The sequence below is a fragment of the Butyrivibrio sp. X503 genome, from assembly GCF_003625475.1.
GTDB lineage: Bacteria > Bacillota > Clostridia > Lachnospirales > Lachnospiraceae > Butyrivibrio.
On the sequence record NZ_RAIQ01000008.1, the window covers coordinates 74,530 to 93,075 of the forward strand.

Consider the following 18,546-nt stretch of genomic DNA (forward strand, 5'->3'; position numbering starts at 1 on the left):
TTATATGAAACTGGTAATCCTAGGTGCCGGAGGCTACGGTCATACAATCAAAGATATAGCTGAGCAATCCGGTAAATATTCTAAGATCATCATATTGGACGATAGCATGGGGGAAGGTGTATCAGGAGCACTGGATGATTATTCCGAGTATATTGAAGATGACTCGGAGTTTTATCCTGCGTTTGGTAATAATGAGTTTCGTTGTTCTTGGCTTCATAAACTTGAAGAAGCAGGTGCAAAAGTTGCTACCGTTATACATGAATCTGCATATATTAGTCCCACTGTTTCTATCGGTAAGGGAGTTGCTGTTCTTCCGAGGGCTATAGTTAATACAGGCGTTACGGTCGGCAATGCATGTATTGTTAATATCGGAGCAATCGTTGATCATGATACCGTTTTGGAACAGGGGGTTCATCTTGCTCCCGGAGCTATAGTAAAAGGCGGCAATGTTATCCCTTCTTTTACCAAGGTTGAATCGGGGACGGTGATTGAGAGAGGAAAGTATTGAAAACACATGAGCGCCACGTATCTTGTGAAGAGGTACGTGGTTTTTTTATTACCAACCTTATTACCAATCATTCTATTTGACGCGCGTCAAATAGAATTCGGTACAACAATATTTATTTGACGTGCGTCAAATAAAAATGGAATCATAATGACGACAATCATATATATCCATTGACATAGCAGTGGCGTGAGCGTATATTATGGTTACCAAGAGATATTGGTTGGCTAATAATGCTCTAGGTTGTACGTCTCTCAGCATATGAGAATGACCGAACCCTAGAGCTTTTTTGTTTACTTCGGATGATAAGAATACAACTGCCGATAAACGATATTCCGTTAACTCCTTAAGACTTTCTTAAGATTAGCGGCAGAAATCCTTAATTTTGATACAAAACTGTTTTTTTCTCAAAAAAAAGATGCTACAATGACTTTGGTGTACGGCAAAAAGCTGAGAAGGTACACAGCTATAAGAGGAGAAAAAGGAATGAAAAATATATACAGAAAAGCATTTTTAGCAATGCTATCATTATCATTTATGCTTACGGCATGCTCATCTCAGGCTAAGGGTTCCGATACAGCTGAAGAGTATGTTAACGAAAATACTTTAGCAACTGCCGAGCAGTCTGATGCAGCAGCTGAGGACGGTTCAATCGTGGTTGCGGAGAATCTTATACAGCCTACATTGGAGCAGGGCGCAGCATCGGCTTCGACTTCAACTGTTACTCAGGAGGCACCTGCAGAGGAAGCTCCCGCAGAGGAAGCTCCCGCAGAGCCTGAGAAGAAGGAAGACGACAGATGTGTTATGGTCTTCATCGGTGACAGCCAGATGGAGAACGGATTAAGTGAGAGAACAGATATCGCTCACCTTGTAGCAGAGAGAGTTCCTCATGCCAAGGTTTATAATCTTGGAATCGGCGGAACTACGGCTTGTGTTGAGATGTCCACTTCAGACACTGATCTGGACAACTGGGATTCAGCTTCATTTAACGGAATCTGTTACGGTCTTGCAGGCAAGATTGATGTAGACGGCGTATTTGCCAACCGTGAAGATGTCAGACATGCTATAAAAGAGATTAATTCAGATAAGGTTGATTATTATTTCATCGAGTACGGTGCCAACGACTTCTTCCAGAAGATGCCGCTTGACAATACTCAGCATGACGGCAATGATCTTCATACATATTACGGCGGACTGGAGAGAGGTATTAATACCCTTAAGGAGATCAGTCCACAGGCTAAGATTGTCGTTATGACACCTTTCTACGGAATTTATACAGACGGTAACGGTAAGTATCTCGGTGACTCTTACATCGTAAGTAACGGGGTGGATACACTTGCCAATTATGCAAGAAAGGCACTTAATGTTGCCGATGATCTTGATGTTATCGATTTTGATGCTATGAATAACAAGCCTTTCGATCTTTATCTTGATACTGCTGATGAGTATCTTATGGACGGAACTCATCTTACACTTAAGGGAAGACAGGTAGTGGCAAGGCTTCTTGCACATATCCCTAATTTCTATGAGGGAAATGAGCCTTATGATTACCTTGAAAAAGACTATGTTAAGATAGCAGAATTTGATCCTGAAGATTATTTCAGAGTACCTGATTCTCAGCTTGCGGAGGATTATCCCGAGCAGTATGAGAGACTCAAGAACGGCGACTACGAATGGGCTCGCCAGCACGGAGCAGGTTCAGACGAATAAGTTTACGCACGGATTTCGCATCCATGCGTAAATCCTTCAACAAAATAACCAACAAAAAGGAAGACCCACAGATACCCTCAAACGTCTGTGGGTTTTTCTTTGTTTTAATTTAGGGGGATTATGTGTTAATCCCCTAAATTCTTGAAGAAAATAAGCGGTTGAGGTATACTACTACTATTAGTGGTACTATGCCCTTGGGGCGACCGCTTATTTTAAACTATAGAAGTTGAGGGTAAACAATATGAAAAAGGCTCTTATAATTGGTGCGGGTCCTGCAGGACTTACAGCTGCTTACGAGCTTTTGACCAAGTCAAAAGATTATCAGGTAGTGATCTTCGAGGAGACCGACCAGTTTGGAGGAATATCAAGAACCGTAGAATACAAGGGTAACCGCATGGATATGGGCGGTCACAGATTCTTTACCAAGGTTCCCGAAGTTAACGAGTGGTGGGACAAGATGCTTCCCGGACAGGGCAAACCCACTTATGATGACATAGTTCTCGACAGACCGATGAAGATGACGGAGGGTGGCCCGGATCCCGAGAAGACGGATAGGGTTATGCTCAAGAGACATCGTGTCTCTCGTATTCTTTTTGATTCTAAGTTTTATGACTACCCGATTTCACTTAAGGGCGAGACTTTTAAGAACTTCGGCTTTTTGACTACGATGCAGGTGGGATTCTCATATATGGCCTCTGTTTTTCACAAGAGACCCGAGGATAATCTTGAGAATCTTTATATCAATAATTTCGGTAAGAAGCTTTATTCGATGTTCTTTGAGTATTACACCGAGAATCTCTGGGGCAGACATCCCAGTGAGATAGATGCTTCATGGGGCAAACAGAGAACCAAGGGCTTATCTATTTTCGGAATAATCAAGGACTATCTCGGAAGACTTTTTAAAGTTAAGAACCGTAAGGTTAACACTTCACTTATAGAAGAGTTCAAGTATCCCAAGCTTGGCCCCGGTCAGCTTTGGGACGTAACTGCCGATGAGATCAAGAAGCTTGGCGGAACCATCATCATGAACGCCAAGGTTACCGGAATCAAGAAGGACGGCAACCACATCAAGGGCGTATCTTACGTAATGGATGGTAAAGAGGTTGAGATTGACGGCGACATCGTTATCAGCTCAATGCCCATCAAGGATCTCGTTGCAGGAATGAATGATGTTCCCGCAGATCCCGCAAGGATCGCGGCAGGACTTCCTTATCGTGATTACATGACTCTTGGCGTGCTTGTTCCCAAGCTCAATCTTGAGAATAAGACCAAGATCAAGACTATCGGTAATATCGTGCCGGATAACTGGGTATATGTTCAGGACAGAAATGTTAAGATGGGAAGATTCCAGATCTACAACAACTGGTCTCCTTATCTTGTAAAAGATCTTGAGCATACCGTATGGGTCGGACTTGAGTATTTCTGCTTTGAAGGCGACAACATGTGGACTATGACCGAGGATGAGTTTGCCAAGATGGCGATTGACGAGATGGTTAAACTCGGACTTATCGATAGTGCAGATGAAGTTATCGATTATCACATGGAGAAAGTTAAGAAGGCATATCCTGCTTACTTTGATACCTATGATGAGATGGATAAGCTCATCGAATATCTCGATACTATCGACAATCTCTACTGCGTAGGAAGAAACGGTCAGCACAGATACAACAACATCGACCATTCGATGTGCACATCCTTTGAGGCGGTAAAGAATATCGTAAGCGGAGAGACAGATCGCAGCAATATCTGGAATGTCAATACCGAAGAAGAATACCATGAGACTTCAGAGGCTGAAGAAAACGACGAAGTCGAGATTGATTGAATTATTTATGCGGTGCTTGCGCACCGCATTCGTGTTTTGGAGTATATATGAAAAAAATCAGCATTTTAATTCCTTGCTTCAACGAAGAGGAGAACGTCGAGGGAATATCGGCCGCAGTTGAAAAGGTTCTTGTAAATGACCTTTCAAACTACGACTATGAGATCGTATTTATAGACAACGCATCAACTGACAGCACAAGGGCCAAGATCGAGAAAATTTGCGAAGGCAACAAGAAGATCAAGGCAATCTTTAACGTGACGAATTTCGGTCAGTTCAATTCGCCGTTCCACGGAATGTGCTCACTTGACGGAGACTGCGTGATCCCTGTTTGCGCGGACTTCCAGGATCCCGTTGAGATGATCCCTGTATTTGTAAAGAAGTGGGAAGAGGGACACAAGATTGTCAGCGGCGTTAAGTCATCGAGTAAGGAAAACGGATTCGTCTATTTCCTTCGTACGATGTACTACAAGATGATAAAGAACATGTCTAAAGTCCGCATGATCGAGCACTTTACGGGCTTCGGACTTTACGATAAGACTTTTATTCAGCTTCTTCGCAAGCTTGACGATCCGGTGCCTTTCATAAGAGGTATCGTTGCGGAGTACGGCGAGGGCTTTAACATGACGACTGTCGAGTACGAGCAGCCTCAGAGAAGAGCCGGCAAGACTCACAACAATTTTTATACTTTATACGATGCCGCAATGCTCAGCATCACATCTTACACCAAGGTGGGACTGCGCCTTTGCACGATCGCGGGCTTTATCTGTGCGCTTATCGATATCATCGTTGCTTTTGTTTACCTTGTACTTAAGCTTACTCACTGGTACAGCTTTCATGCAGGTTACGCGCCGATGATCATCGGAATGTTCCTTATCGGGGCTGTTCAGCTCTTTTTCATAGGACTTATGGGCGAGTATATTCTCAACATCAACACGAGAGTTATCGGTCGTCCCATTGTAGTCGAAGAAAAACGCATCAACTTCGATGCATAACATTGTTCGGGAGAGAGTATGAGCTTTATTTCATTTGCATTCATGGTGTTTTTGCCGATTGCAGTGCTTGTTAATTTCATAGTGCCAAAGAAATATCGCTACATCTGGCTTCTTATCACAAGCCTTGCTTTCTATGCAACGGCGGGGATAGGTGCTGCGATTATTTTGGTTATTTCTATGGCTTCCGTTTATGCGGCAGGTCTTTTGCTTGATAAGTACAGGGACAGGGCAAAAGAGATCCTGACAGCCGCACTTGTCTTTAATATCGGAATTCTTTTTGTATTTAAATATCTAAATTTCTTTATGAGAATCTTGGGGCTCGTTTCTTTCGGAGCCCTTCCGGACATACATTTTAATCTGTTTCTTCCGCTCGGACTATCTTTTTACATACTTAAGTCCGCAGGGTATCTTATCGACGTGTACAGAGGCGACATGAAGGCCGAGAGAAATCCGGCTATGCTGGCTCTTTTTGTATCGTTCTTCCCTCAGATAGTTGCGGGCCCCATAGAAAGAGCGGGCAATATGATAAAGCAGTTTAAAGAGCCTGTTCCCGTTGATTTCGACAGATTCAGAAACGGACTTCTTCAGATGCTCTGGGGATATTTCTTGAAGCTTGTTGTGGCCGAGAGGCTTGCAATATTTGTTAATACTGTTTTTGACACGGAGACGGAGCTTGGCATAAACGGATCGCCGGCGCTTGTTGCGATTCTTTTTTACACATTTCAGATATATATCGATTTCGCCGGTTATTCGCATATTTCGATAGGTGTTGCGAGGATTCTTGGAATCGATGTTATGAAGAACTTTGAATCTCCGTATCTTGCGATGTCAATCGCGGAGTTCTGGAGAAGATGGCATATTTCGCTTTCATCCTGGCTCAGAGATTATCTCTACATTCCGCTTGGCGGAAACAGGAAAGGAACTATCAGGAAGTACATAAACATAATGATAGTCTTTGCGGTGAGCGGTCTTTGGCACGGCGCGAACTTTACGTTTGTTGTCTGGGGACTACTGCACGGATTGTATCAGGTGATCGGAAAGGCATTAACTCCGGCAAGAGATAAGATCATAGAATTATTCAATATCGGAAGATACAGTTTTTCTCACAGAGTGGTAAAAACTGCGGTCACTTTTTCCCTTGTAAGCTATGCGTGGGTGTTCTTTAGAGCGGACAGCCTCGGCGATGCGGTGAGGATTATTAGGAGCTCTTTTTTCTTCACACCGTGGAAGCTGGTTGATAAAAGTTTGTACGGTTATGGACTTTCGAGAGGAAATTTCTTGCTCGCTGTTGCCGGGATAGTACTTGTTGTCATCGTAGATCTGTATAACTACAGAGGAGTTGTGATCAGGGAAAATATTCTTAAGCAGGGTATGTGGCTTAGATGGATCATCATGATCACGGGCATCGTGGTGACTGTTGTTTTGGGAATCTGGGGCCCGGGCTACAACGTGGCTGATTTTATTTACAAGCAGTTTTAAGGGAATTATGAAGAGAAAGATTAACATAGCTTTAAAGTGCATATTTTTTATAATAACCGTTTTTGCCATCTTGTACGGCGCTACCATTGCGCTCAGAAGAAAAGACAGCTTGTATAAGTACGCGGATTTTTTTGAGCTTGCCAAAAAAGATCAGATAGACGTTCTTTTTCTTGGCTCGTCACATACGATAAATGCGGTGAATCCGGCGGTTCTTTACAATAATTACGGCTACACTTCCTACAATATGGGCGGTCACGGATCGCTCCTTCAGGCGACATACTGGGAGCTTATGGAGGCGCTGCAGTACGAGACGCCGGAGTGGGTGGTCGTTGATGCCTACATGCTGGAAAAGAACTATCGTTATCTGGATGACAGGGAGAACAATCCCGACGCGAGCGAGATCAATACTTCGATTGAGCAGCTGCATCTGAACATGGATGTCTGGCCGCTTAATAAGCTCAAAGTCGAGGCGATGAACGACCTTGTCCAGGATAAAGACCTAAAGAGGGAATTTCTTTTTGATTTCATCGTGTATCACAACAGGTGGGAGTACATCACGGAGGATGATTTCAAGTCGATCGTCGGTCACGAGTCAAAGAACGAGCTCTTTGGCGCGGAGATGCGCTACGATGTTGAGACGGCGCCGTATATCTGCCAAAGACCCGAGGATGGTGAGACTTTTGCCGATCAGACGGTGGGAATGGAGTATCTTGCCAAGATCATTGAGGAGTGCCAGAATAGGGAGATTGGAGTGCTTGTTACTTTCAATCCATTTAATCCCGAGACAAAAGATATCATTGCGGCAAACACGGCGGGTGCGATATGTGACGCTTACGGAGTGCCGTATCTTAACATGCTTGATGGTGATGTGATCGACATTTATTCGGATCTTAATGACAGAGGTCACTTAAATGCCGCAGGCGCTGATAAGACTACGAGAGCGATCGGCGACTGGCTCAAGGCCAATGCAGGTCTTGTGGATCACAGAGACGATGAGGCTTACGCATATTGGGAAAAACTGAGCAACAAGTATTATGATGAGCTCAGAGAAAAGATACTTTCAGAGGATAGTCTTTTTACCAAGTTAAAGGCTTTGTCCATCGGCGAGTACGGATTTGTGCTTTATTGCAACGAGGGTTCGCAGGTGTTTACCGATGAAGTCATGAAGCATCTGATAAAAGAGATCTCGGGTTCAAAAGTGATCTATGAAACGCCCATAGGGCCGTATATCATGATATGCGATCCCGGCTTTAACAAGGTTTATGAGGCTTCGGGAGATGCGGCGCTAGATAATGTCGAGACGGCGATGGGCTTTATGAATTATCAGCCTGTTGAGGAGAATTTCAGGCTTTTCTACGAAACGGACGACGAGGATACGAACTATTTATACGATGAGGATCATGTGGCTGAGGATGTTCAGCTTTTGATCTATGATAAGAACACCGGTGAAGTGATAGATCACGAGTACTACACTTCCAAAGGAGGCAATTATGGCAGATAAGATCTGTATCGTGGGAATCGCGGGGGGTACCGCATCCGGAAAGACTACTATCGTTAGGAAGATAAAAGAGAGTTTTGGCGACGATATTGTTGTCATCAACCATGATTCATATTATAAAGCGCACAACGACCTTTCCTATGAGGACAGGACGAGGCTTAACTATGATCACCCCGATGCGTTTGATACCGAGAGAATGATCGAGGATGTAAAAAAGCTAAAGAACAATGAGGAAGTCGATATCCCCGTTTATGATTTTTCGATTCATAACAGGGTTGATGCGACGGTTCATATCATCCCTAAGAATGTTATAATTCTTGAAGGTATCCTTGTGCTTGAAAACAAAGAGCTGCGCGACCTTATGGATATCAAGATCTTTGTCGATACCGACGCAGACGAAAGACTTATGCGCAGGATTATCCGTGATATGGCGGAGCGTGCAAGAAGTATCGAGTCTATCCTTACTCAGTACAGAGATACCGTTAAGCCGATGCATGAGCAGTTCATCGAGCCGAGCAAAAAATACGCGGACATCATTATCCCGCGCGGCGGCGAGAACCTCACAGGTATCGGAATTTTGCAGCAGCATTTGAAGCTTATGCTGGGAGAATAAAGTGGATTGACGCTACTGTGCGTTTGATTGGGAGAGTAAAGTATGTTGCAGATTGCGTGGTCCGTGGTACGCCTCATCTTTTGGATGGTGGCGGTGCCCTTCTTTATCGGACAGCTTTTCAACTTCATATTGCCGAATGATAAAAAACGCAGAACCTTTGGGATCACGTATCTTTTGGGGCTCTTGATCTACTTTGCCGTGTTCGAAGTTATCTCGATTCCCTGCATGATACTTATAAAGTACGATGCTTTTAAGTACTGCACGTGGATCTACGGAGTGATTTGTGTAGTGCTTGCAGTGCTCGGTGCGTGCAGGTATTTCGGATTTCTTTTTACGGAAAAAGAGGATGAGGAGGCTCGCAAGATCAAGACTTCGCTTGATTATGTAAGTGACCTTAAGAGTATGAAAATTGATACCAAGATCTATTTTGGTATATTTATCGCACTGGTTTTTTTGCAGATGGTGATGAGCCTTGTCTATGCGCCGTTTGACGGAGACGATGCGTATTATGTGGTGCAGTCGCTTCAGGCGCAGCAGCTTGATGTGATGAACACGGTGAATCCGTATCTTGGAAGGTCGAATCTTCTAAGTCATGAGTACAGACATGCGCTCGCCGTGATCACGATGTGGATTGGGTTTGTGGCCAAGGTTTCGGGAGTGCATGCGACGATCGTTGCGCACAGTGTTATGCCGCTCTTTGTGATACCGCTCGTTTACTTCGTTTACTATCAGATTGCGAAGGTTCTTTTTAAAGATAAAAAAGACGGAACGGGGAGAAAAGAGCTTGTTCCTGTGTTTATGATATTCATAACGCTACTTATGATGTTCGGAAATGTGTCGATCAACACGCCGGCGACGTTCCTTCTGATGAGGACTTGGCAGGGCAAGACGCTGTTCTGCAGCCTGGGACTTCCGATGATACTCTGGATCTTTTTACTTATGTTTGAGGATGTGGAGAAGGTGAGAGAAGTGCAGGGCGGCCTTAAAGAGACTGCGAAAGTTGCGGCGCCGTGGTGGATCATGCTGACTTTGGTAAATATGTTCTCGGGCATGTGCACAGCGCTCGGAGCGGGTATCGGAGCGGCATTTGCGGCGCTTCTTACACTGATTCTTTTGATCGTATCTAAGAGAAAGACGGTTGTTTTGGGCGCGGCTGTTTCGGTGATTCCAAACATTGTTTATGTCGGCATTTATTTGCTGCTCCAGCGCGGATTGCTGCATACGATTTTTAATTAAATGAGGATAATATGTACGGAATTTTCAGAGAGTGTTGGGTGACGCTTCGCCAGTATTTTGGCGGCTACGGCGAACCTTTGGACAATTTCAGAGCGTATTTATATATAATTATTTTCCTTGCTGCGGCGATCTACATCGCGGTTCGCGAGCGCAATGCGGCTAGGAGAGTGCTTTTGGGATTTACGCCGCTTGTGATGATCGCGGGATTTCTTTTTCCCTTGACGAAGTGGGCTTACGTCAGCAAGATCGATCCTCCGGTCGGGGAGACTTATTACAGGATCTTGTGGCTGGTGCCGGTGTATGTTGTTATCGCGTATGCGGTGTGCTTGTTGATATCGCGCGCTAAGAGGTATACGTTTAAAACGATCATTGCGGTTGCGACGGTGTTTGTGATTGCGCTTTCGGGATCGCTTATCTATACGAACATGTATATGACCAAAGCTGAGAACATGTACCACATCCCGCAGTACGCCATCAATATTTGCGATGCGATAAAGGATGCAAACGGCGAAGGGCAGGTCGTGGCAGCTTTCCCGACAGAACTTGTCTACTTTGTAAGGCAGTACACGACTGACATCAAGATGCCGTACGGCAGGGATTACACGGACTGGACGCAGGAGGGGTATTTCCACCCGGTTTACGAGGCGATGGAGAAGCCCGAGGTGATAAACGCCAAGGAGCTCGTCGCGGCGACCCGCGACCCCGAGGGCAACGGCAATGCGGATGTCCGCTGCAAATACATCGTCCTTAAAGAAGGTCGCAAGATCGACACCGACCTCACGACGCTTGGACTGAAGCTCGTCGCGACGGTGGATGGGTATAAAATATACGAAGATAAGTAATCAGCAGCTGAGAGCATAACATCATTTAAAAACTATATGGAAGTAAAATATATGAAACCGGAAGTACAGCAGTACCTCGACAGAGTGCATGAATCGGACTATGCGATGCTCTGCGAGGTTGATAGAATTTGTCAAAAATATAATATACAGTATTATCTTCACGGAGGCACAATGCTCGGCGCCGTGAGGCACGAGGACTTCATCCCGTGGGATGACGATGTGGATATTCTCTTCCTCCGAGAAGACTACGAGAAGTTTTTGGAAGTTTATGAAAAAGAGGCGGATCCAAGATTCAAGCTCCTTAGATTTGAGCAGTATCCGCAGTTCTTTGACTTTATTACAAAGATAGCTGACAGCGAACTTACCTACGAGGAGACGACGTTCGGCGCGGAAGATTTCTATGATCACAGATACTCCCACCCGACACTGGATCTTTTCGTGTTTGATAAAGAGGCGGACAATCACAAGTGGCAGCTTGTCAGAATGAAGCTGTTATACGCACTTGCGATGGGCCACAGGCCGTACGTTGATTACAGCAAATTCAGCGGCGCGATGAAGGTTGTTTCCTTCGCGCTCACCACAATCGGTAAGCTTGTGCCGTTCAAAGTAATCGCGCGTAAGTACATGAAACTACAGGTTTTAGGTGGCACCGCGAAGCGCGGTGAGGATGAGACGACTCTTTTCATCTCAAATGAGCAACCTGATCCCAGATACTGGGGCCTCGACTTCGACGCGGAGCATCTGATCTACGGGCCCGACACCGCGAAGATCCGCGGCAGGGAATTCCCAATTCCCAAGCACCACGACAGGTGGCTTAAGAAGACTTACGGCGACTACATGAGTCTTCCTCCGGAAGACAAGCGCGTTCCGATGCACGTGAACGTGATAAAGGAGTAATTTATGAAAACAGTAGCACTTATAATTGCGGGTGGAACCGGCGAGAGAATGCACCAGGACATCCCGAAACAATTTCTTACGGTTAATGAAAAGCCCGTTATCGTGTACACGCTCGAAGCGTTCCAGAACCATCCCGAGATCGATTCGATCGCGGTTGTTTGCGTCGATGGTTGGGAGCAGATGCTCAGAGCCTACGCGAGACAGTTCAATATAGACAAGCTCGATATCGTTGTGCCCGGCGGCGAAAACGGCCAGGGCTCTATCAGAAACGGTGTTTACGAGCTGGAAAAACATTTCGACAAAGACGACATCGTGCTTATTCACGACGCAATCCGTCCCATGGTCTCTGCTGAGATTATTTCGGATTGTCTTTTGAAGACCAAGCAGTTCGGTAACGCGATCACATCGATTCCCTGCGCGGAAGCCATGCTCACAACGTCAAACGGCGAAGACAGCAAGGAGACTTACCCCAGAGACAATCTCAAGAGAACTCAGACTCCTCAAGGCTTTAAGCTCGGCGAGATCTGCGACCTTCACAGAGAAGCGCTCGAAAAGGGCATCACAAGCTCAGTCGCTTCCTGCACGCTCATGATCGAGCTCGGCCGAAAGGTCTTTTTCTCCCAGGGCTCGGAAAAGAACATCAAACTCACAACGGTTGATGATATCGATATTTTCAAGGCGCTTCTTATCAGCAAGAGAAGTGAATGGTTAAAATAACATGTTGTTTAATTCGTATGGATTTGTGATGCTTTTTTTGCCAATCTTCATACTTGGTTTTTGTTTGCTCAGGCGGGCTCTTTCTGATTCTAAGTCAAAAGAGCTTGCTCTTAATATATGGATTATCGCGGGATCGCTGGTTTTCTACGGCCTGTTCGGGCTTAGGAATCTTGCGATTCTTGTTGCGAGTATTCTTTGGAACGCCGCGATCGTACGTGGACTTGCGGGTAAAAAAAATTGTGGGAATGCCGGCCCGGACAAGATTATTCTGGCGATCGGAATCGTTGCGGACGTCCTTCTTCTTTTGGTATTCAAATTTTCGGGGCTGATTCTGCCTATCGCGATAAGCTTTTACACTTTCAATCAGATCTCATTCATTGTCGATGTGTACAGAGGTGAGATCGCGGATCGTGATTTTCATACGTATCTTTCGTACATTCTCTTTTTTCCTAAGATTCTTCAGGGTCCGCTCATGTCTTACAAAGACTTTGTAGCAGAGCAAAAGAAATCCTTCGAAGCTAAGGTTGACTGGGAAAATGTGATGCGTGCGATGCTTCTTTTGGCCATGGGTCTGTTTAAGAAGGTGATTCTTGCGGATACTTTCGGAAAGGCGGTAAACTACGGCTTTTCTAATATCGCGGTGCTTGGTCGTCTGGAAGCAATTCTTTCTGCGTTCTTTTATTCGTTCCAGCTTTACTTTGATTTTAGCGGCTACTGCGATGTTGCGACGGCGGTCTGCATGCTGATGGGCTTTGGGCTTGTCGTGAATTTCAATTCGCCTTATAAGTCAGTGAACATCATGGATTTCTGGAAAAGATGGCACATCACGCTCACGGACTTTTTTACCAAGTATATTTACATTCCGCTCGGCGGTAACAGAAAGGGTGCGGCTCGCACGTACGTCAACATTCTGATCGTGTTCCTCGTGAGCGGAATCTGGCACGGAACCGGCTGGACGTTCGTCGTCTGGGGCCTCATGCACGGCGTGATGAGTGTGATCACACGCGCAGTGAAGAAGGTGCCGAAGACTCGCATAGGCCATGCGGCTGCGGTTCTTGCGAACTTCCTGTATGTGACGGCTGCGTGGGTGTTCTTCAGGGCTGAGAGCGTGAAGGGTGCGATTGGTATTTTCGGCCGCATGATATTCGGCGGAATCAGGCCTTTCTACAGCACTTTTGCGGACGGCTTTAATCTTGATGAGATCTGGTATTTCATCAAAGTGACACCGCTTATGAAGCTAAGCTTTGCTTGGGACATTTGTTTGTGGCTGTTCACGGCGTTTGCAGTCATTATCATTTTCTTTTGCCCAAATGCTATTGAATACACGAGGAAATGCAAGATCGGAATACGCACGACGCTCCTTACGGCGTTCCTGCTGTTCTGGTGTGTGCTGAGCTTCGGCGGCGTTGCGACTTATTTGTATATGAATTTCTAAGCGCGACGGCGCGAGGGCCGGGGCGCGGGCGAGCTTTGGCGATACATAGAATCTTTTTACAGAGGTTATAGATGAAGAAGTATAGGAATCTTTTCATCAGTTTAATAGCGATACTTGTGGCGGCGACGGTGGCGGTGGCGGCGCTTGTTGTTTACGTGGATCCGTTTTTTCACTATCATGCGCCGATTAAGGGCTTTCCTTACATTGTCGACAATCAGTTGAGCCAAAATCCGGGAATGGCAAAGAACATGCTCTACGACTCATGCATTATCGGGTCTTCGATGACAGTGAATTTTGACACGGACGATTTCAGGGAGCTGCTTGGAAGGGATACGGTCAAACTCAGCTACAGCGGGGCTTATCCCAAAGACGACAATAATATTTTATCAATTGTTTTTGACAAGAATACATATGCGCGCAGGAACTGCGACATGAAGGCGGTGTTCATTGCGGCGGACATTCCGACGATGACGGCGGACGTGGACGAGATCAAGTATCCGCTCCCCGAGTACCTTTACGACGACAATTATCTGAACGACGTTGAGTACGTGCTCAACAAGGATGTTTTGTTTGAATATATCTTAAAGCCCGTGATCCAGGGCAAGGGCTCCGACCTTTCCGAGATCTATTTTAGCTGGTGGACGCCCGATTATTACAATATTCAGTGGGTCATGCACAACTACGAAAAGCCTGAGGTTGTGGCTGAGGGCGCGCCCGAGGACTCTTTTATCCCGGCAACGGAGCGCAATCTCGAGGCGAATATCTTGCCGTTTGTTGAGGCCAATCCCGACACGGAGTTCTATTTCTTTTTCCCGCCATACAGCATTCTTTATTGGAACAATGTGCTGTGCGAGAACACGTACGATGCGACGATGAACCAGTACAGGTACGTGGCGAAGCGGCTTTTGGAATATGATAATGTGCGCCTGTTTTATTTTCAGAACATTGACGAGGTGCTGGACCTCAATAACTACGCGGATTACTCGCATTACAAGCCCGAGATCAACAGATTTATGGTAGAATGCTTTAAGAGCGGCGAGCACGAGATCCACTCAGAAGATGAGATGGCAAAAGAGCTGTCGAAGATGGACGAGATGGTGCGCGGCTTTGATTTCGAGGCACTCTTCTCGCAGGAGTGGTGACGGTGCGGTGCGGTTGAGGCTGCTCGATTTGTGGCAGGAGACTGCTACTTTTGGAGATTTGTGGATATAGGCAGTTGATTTCTGAAGTGAGAGACTGCTACTTTTGAGGATTTGCAGATATAGGCAGATAATCACAGTGAAAAACAACTGCTACTTTCGAAGAATTGCAAATATAGGCAGATAAACCCCGAAAAAAACATCTGCCGGAAATAAGATTTGCAAAATCTAGCAGTAATAATAGGTATAAGACAGATGAATTTAGAAAAGACAAAGAAAATTGCATCAAGGGCATTGCTGATATTATCGGTACTGGCGCTGATCATCATGATTGGCACGGTGCTGTTAGCTTCGCTGTACACTGTGCCGATAGCGGACGACTACTGGTACGCGAGGACGGGCATAGGCGCGAAGGGGCTGTGGCACAGGCTCATAGTTGCGGTGCGATTTTCATACGAAATATATGTGCATCATCAGGGAACATACTTCACATCGTTCATAGGATCGCTGTTTAACCCGCTTATTCATGGCGGTTTCCCGAAGCTGAGAGTGGTCATGTTCATCAACGCAGCGATGGCCTTTGCATCGATCCTGTCATTTGTATATGTTGCACTTAGCAAGTTAAAAGTAAAGTCGGCCACCGCAAAGGTGTTCATTCTTGCGCTCGCAACCTTTGTAATTACAGGCTTTGACGCCTTTCAGGAGATATTCTACTGGTACGTTGGTGCGTGCGTTTACGGCTTCCCGATGTCGCTTGGAGTGTTTGCAATGACGCTCCTTCTTCTTGCGAACTGTCGCGGAACCGCGCATACACCGGAACTCGACGCCTCGACATCAGAAGGCAAAGTAGCCGCGGCATCCAAGACCAAGCTCCTCTACATCTTATCCGCGATTCTCGGTTTCTGCGCGGTCGGAGCGTCGCTTGCGATCACGGGAACGGTGTGCTGGATTGTGCTCAGCATTGTTGTGTTCTACGCTATTAAAGATAAGAAACTTGATAGAAAAAACATTTCGGTATTTCTTGCTTGCTTTGGCGGAGCGCTCATAAATGCAGCGGCGCCGGGCAATTTCATCAGACTTGGAATTGAGAACAGCTCATCGTTTGGGCTAGCTGAGGGAATAAAGGCGACTTGGGGCTACTTTATTTATGCGATTAGATGGCTCTTTTTAAACAAGAATTACAGCTGCGTATTTCTTGCGCTGATCATCACGGGCTTCGTAGTATTCGGGCGAGACAGAATCGAGGCAACAGCCAAAGACAAGCGCCCTCATGGCGCCGCCGATGCGCCGGAAGAAGGCAAGCGCTTCACCCGCGCCTACGCCATTCTTTCCGTTATGCTTTTATTCACGCCGTTTGTTACGGTCTTCCCGGTGTTGATGGGCTACAGCGTAGGCTGGATGCCGAACAGGTGCTTCTACATTTTGATCGTGGTCATGGACATCGCGCTGGGAAATCTTGCGCTTGCGGTCGGAGCTCTTTTGTCTGAGAAGTTAAAAGAGAATGCGAAGAAGCCGGTGCTTATCGGTTTAGCCGCAATGCTAATTTTGCTTTTTATCGCGACACCGTTTAACATAAGAGAGTACATCTTTTTAAAGATGGACAAGCAGCTTGTCATGGGAGAGTTCCAAGAGAATTACAATAACACCAAGGATATGCTTGATGGATTCGCGGATATGGAGGGCGAGGACGTTGAAGTTGACGTGCCGACGCATCCTGAGGAAATCAGGAATTTCTATTGTTTTTATTTGACGGAAGATCCGACAAGCGATTTTAACAAAGATATTGCGAAGGCATACGGGCTTAAATCTATCGTGAATACTAGGAAGGAGGACTGATCATGGGAGAGAACGAGAGAAATACGGGGAACATCGATCCTGAGATTGAAGAGAACGAAATAAACGAGGGCAGAAAGATTCCAATCTGGGCACATCTTATTGCGATTGGCGTTATCATTGCGGTTGTAGCAGGTTCTGCTATTGCGCTTTGGAGGTGGAATCAGGGAACTGCGGTCGTTGAGGAAAACACGGGCGAGAGCTATGAGATAGAGGTACTTGATCTGCCGTTTCTTTTGCCTGAAGAAAAGAAAGCGGGACATACATTTGACGATGTGGAGACGATTCTTTTCCTTGGTAACGACGCGATCACTTACGATATGAAAGAATCGGGATTTACGGGACAGGTTTCCAAGAAGCTTGGCGCGACCTGCATAAATGCGGGATTCCCGGGCTCAACTATAACCAACAAAAACAAAGATTACAGCGATGAATATCCGCTTGATGCTTTCAGTTTTTACAACGTTGCGAAAGCAATAAGTGATGAGGATTATTCGCAGCTTCTTTCTTCTGCGGAGAAGTTTGAAGATTCAACATATGATAAGAGCGCGGAGACACTTGCGGGGCTTGATTTTGACAAGGTTGATACGCTCGTGATCTTCTACAACGCGCAGGATTACTTAAACGGAAGGATCGGTCTTAATCCCGACAACAAGGAAGACGTCATAACCTACAGCGGCGCGCTTTATTCGGGCATCAAGCTGATTCAGGATAAGTATCCTTACATCAGGATCGTCTGCATGTCGTTCCCGATGTGCTACGCCTACAATTCAAGCGGCGAGCTGGTTAGCGGCGACAGGGTTGATTTCGGTAACGGTAAGCTCACGACTTATCTTCAGTTTATGATCGATGTTTCGGGCGACACCGGAGTTTCTTTTATCGACAATTATTACGGAACGATCGACGAGGACAACAGCTCGGAGTGGCTTCTTGATAACGTGCATGTCAACGCGGCCTGCAACGAGCACATGGCGCAGCACTTTATAAACGTCATCTATCCCGAGAGCGATGTCGCTGAGGAATAAGACTAAGCGCAGAGCGGTGTTATTTTGCAAGATATAACACAGGGGAAAATTTGGTAAAAAGAGCCGGCTCTTTTGCCGGGAGGAAGTGTTATGAAAAAGAAGATCGGAATTGTAGACATACTGCAGATCCAGAGCGCGGTTGTGATTTACTCGCTCTCGACGGTTGCTGCAAATCTTGCATCAAAGCATGATTTTTTGTCTTGGAAATATATTTTGTTTTTTGGTCTGGAGTTCTTTATTCTTGGCGTTTACGCCATCGTCTGGCAGCAGATGATCAAGAAATTCCAGCTTTCGATCGCATATGCGAATAAGGCGCTGACCCTCATGTGGTCTATGCTTTGGAACTTCGTGATCTTCAGTCAAGGTATCACGCCTTGGAAGGTTGTGGGGGTCGTGCTCGTCGTGATCGGCGTTATGGTCATGAATCTGAGTGGTGAGGAGGAAAAAGAAAATGATAAATAAGTTCTTTTTCCTGATGCTGCTTGCAGAGCTGATTGCCTCAACGTCGCAGGTTTTATTGAAAAAGAGTGCGGAGAAAAATTATCCGAACATAATACGCGAGTACCTGAACGCGCTTGTTATCGGCGGTTACATGTTGCTTGTGCTGTCTATGGTGCTGTCAATTTTTTGCTATGATGAAAAAGCGCTTGGCTACATGGGCGTTGTCGTTATGGAGCCCGTCGGTTACATCATTGTTATGGTTATGTCCAGGATCTTTTTCAAGGAAAAGATCAGTGCTAAAAAGCTTGCGGGTGTTGTGCTGATACTCAGCGGAATCGCGGTATTTAATATACTTGGGTGAG

Annotated in this window: 17 protein-coding genes; all 17 read left to right on the forward strand. The window is 45.9% G+C overall.

Features of this window, described 5'->3' with window-relative positions; translation table 11 throughout:
- The first annotated feature begins 4 nt into the window (after window positions 1–4).
- The 17 genes from D6853_RS13205 (at window position 5) to D6853_RS13285 (ending at window position 18,545) form a co-directional block, all read left to right on the forward strand.
- Window positions 5–508: a PglD-related sugar-binding protein gene (locus D6853_RS13205; RefSeq protein WP_120658483.1), complete on the forward strand. Its 504-nt coding sequence runs from the start codon at window positions 5–7 to the stop codon at window positions 506–508.
- Between the two features lie 483 nt (window positions 509–991).
- A complete protein-coding gene (locus tag D6853_RS13210; protein ID WP_158588756.1) occupies window positions 992–2,215 on the forward strand; it encodes an SGNH/GDSL hydrolase family protein in 1,224 nt (407 codons plus the stop codon).
- Between the two features lie 241 nt (window positions 2,216–2,456).
- The gene (locus tag D6853_RS13215; RefSeq protein ID WP_120658485.1) at window positions 2,457–4,037 is read left to right on the forward strand and encodes an NAD(P)/FAD-dependent oxidoreductase; all 1,581 of its coding nucleotides are present in this window, start codon (window positions 2,457–2,459) and stop codon (window positions 4,035–4,037) included.
- Between the two features lie 47 nt (window positions 4,038–4,084).
- Window positions 4,085–5,029: a glycosyltransferase family 2 protein gene (locus tag D6853_RS13220; protein ID WP_120658486.1), complete on the forward strand. Its 945-nt coding sequence runs from the start codon at window positions 4,085–4,087 to the stop codon at window positions 5,027–5,029.
- Window positions 5,030–5,047: 18 nt separating this feature from the next.
- A complete protein-coding gene (locus tag D6853_RS13225; RefSeq protein ID WP_120658487.1) occupies window positions 5,048–6,508 on the forward strand; it encodes an MBOAT family O-acyltransferase in 1,461 nt (486 codons plus the stop codon).
- Window positions 6,509–6,515: 7 nt separating this feature from the next.
- Window positions 6,516–8,009, forward strand: coding sequence for a hypothetical protein (locus D6853_RS13230; protein ID WP_120658488.1), 1,494 nt, complete (start codon window positions 6,516–6,518; stop codon window positions 8,007–8,009).
- Window positions 7,999–8,619: a uridine kinase gene (gene udk, locus D6853_RS13235; RefSeq protein ID WP_199713038.1), complete on the forward strand. Its 621-nt coding sequence runs from the start codon at window positions 7,999–8,001 to the stop codon at window positions 8,617–8,619. Before D6853_RS13230 ends, udk begins: the two co-directional genes overlap by 11 nt.
- 42 nt (window positions 8,620–8,661) lie before the next feature.
- Entirely contained in the window at window positions 8,662–9,855 is a 1,194-nt protein-coding gene (locus tag D6853_RS13240; protein ID WP_120658490.1) for a DUF6077 domain-containing protein, read from the forward strand.
- Between the two features lie 11 nt (window positions 9,856–9,866).
- A complete protein-coding gene (locus D6853_RS13245; RefSeq protein WP_120658491.1) occupies window positions 9,867–10,697 on the forward strand; it encodes a hypothetical protein in 831 nt (276 codons plus the stop codon).
- Between the two features lie 51 nt (window positions 10,698–10,748).
- A complete protein-coding gene (locus D6853_RS13250; RefSeq protein ID WP_158588757.1) occupies window positions 10,749–11,594 on the forward strand; it encodes a LicD family protein in 846 nt (281 codons plus the stop codon).
- Window positions 11,595–11,597: 3 nt separating this feature from the next.
- Window positions 11,598–12,311 carry an IspD/TarI family cytidylyltransferase gene (locus D6853_RS13255; RefSeq protein ID WP_120658493.1) on the forward strand — a complete coding sequence of 238 codons (714 nt, stop codon included), beginning with the start codon at window positions 11,598–11,600 and terminating at the stop codon, window positions 12,309–12,311.
- 28 nt (window positions 12,312–12,339) lie between these two features.
- Window positions 12,340–13,746: an MBOAT family O-acyltransferase gene (locus D6853_RS13260; protein WP_207667219.1), complete on the forward strand. Its 1,407-nt coding sequence runs from the start codon at window positions 12,340–12,342 to the stop codon at window positions 13,744–13,746.
- Window positions 13,747–13,817: 71 nt separating this feature from the next.
- On the forward strand, window positions 13,818–14,888 hold the full coding sequence (locus D6853_RS13265; protein WP_120658495.1) for a hypothetical protein: 1,071 nt from the start codon (window positions 13,818–13,820) through the stop codon (window positions 14,886–14,888).
- Between the two features lie 252 nt (window positions 14,889–15,140).
- Window positions 15,141–16,721 (forward strand): DUF6056 family protein, encoded by a 1,581-nt coding sequence (locus D6853_RS13270; RefSeq protein WP_147367765.1) that lies wholly within the window; start codon window positions 15,141–15,143, stop codon window positions 16,719–16,721.
- A 2-nt stretch (window positions 16,722–16,723) separates the two neighbouring features.
- Window positions 16,724–17,743: an SGNH/GDSL hydrolase family protein gene (locus D6853_RS13275; RefSeq protein ID WP_120658497.1), complete on the forward strand. Its 1,020-nt coding sequence runs from the start codon at window positions 16,724–16,726 to the stop codon at window positions 17,741–17,743.
- Window positions 17,744–17,833: 90 nt separating this feature from the next.
- Complete coding sequence (locus tag D6853_RS13280; protein ID WP_120658498.1) at window positions 17,834–18,205, forward strand: transporter; 372 nt, start codon at window positions 17,834–17,836, stop codon at window positions 18,203–18,205.
- The gene (locus D6853_RS13285; protein ID WP_120658499.1) at window positions 18,195–18,545 is read left to right on the forward strand and encodes a multidrug ABC transporter; all 351 of its coding nucleotides are present in this window, start codon (window positions 18,195–18,197) and stop codon (window positions 18,543–18,545) included. Before D6853_RS13280 ends, D6853_RS13285 begins: the two co-directional genes overlap by 11 nt.
- Window position 18,546: the final 1 nt, after the last annotated feature.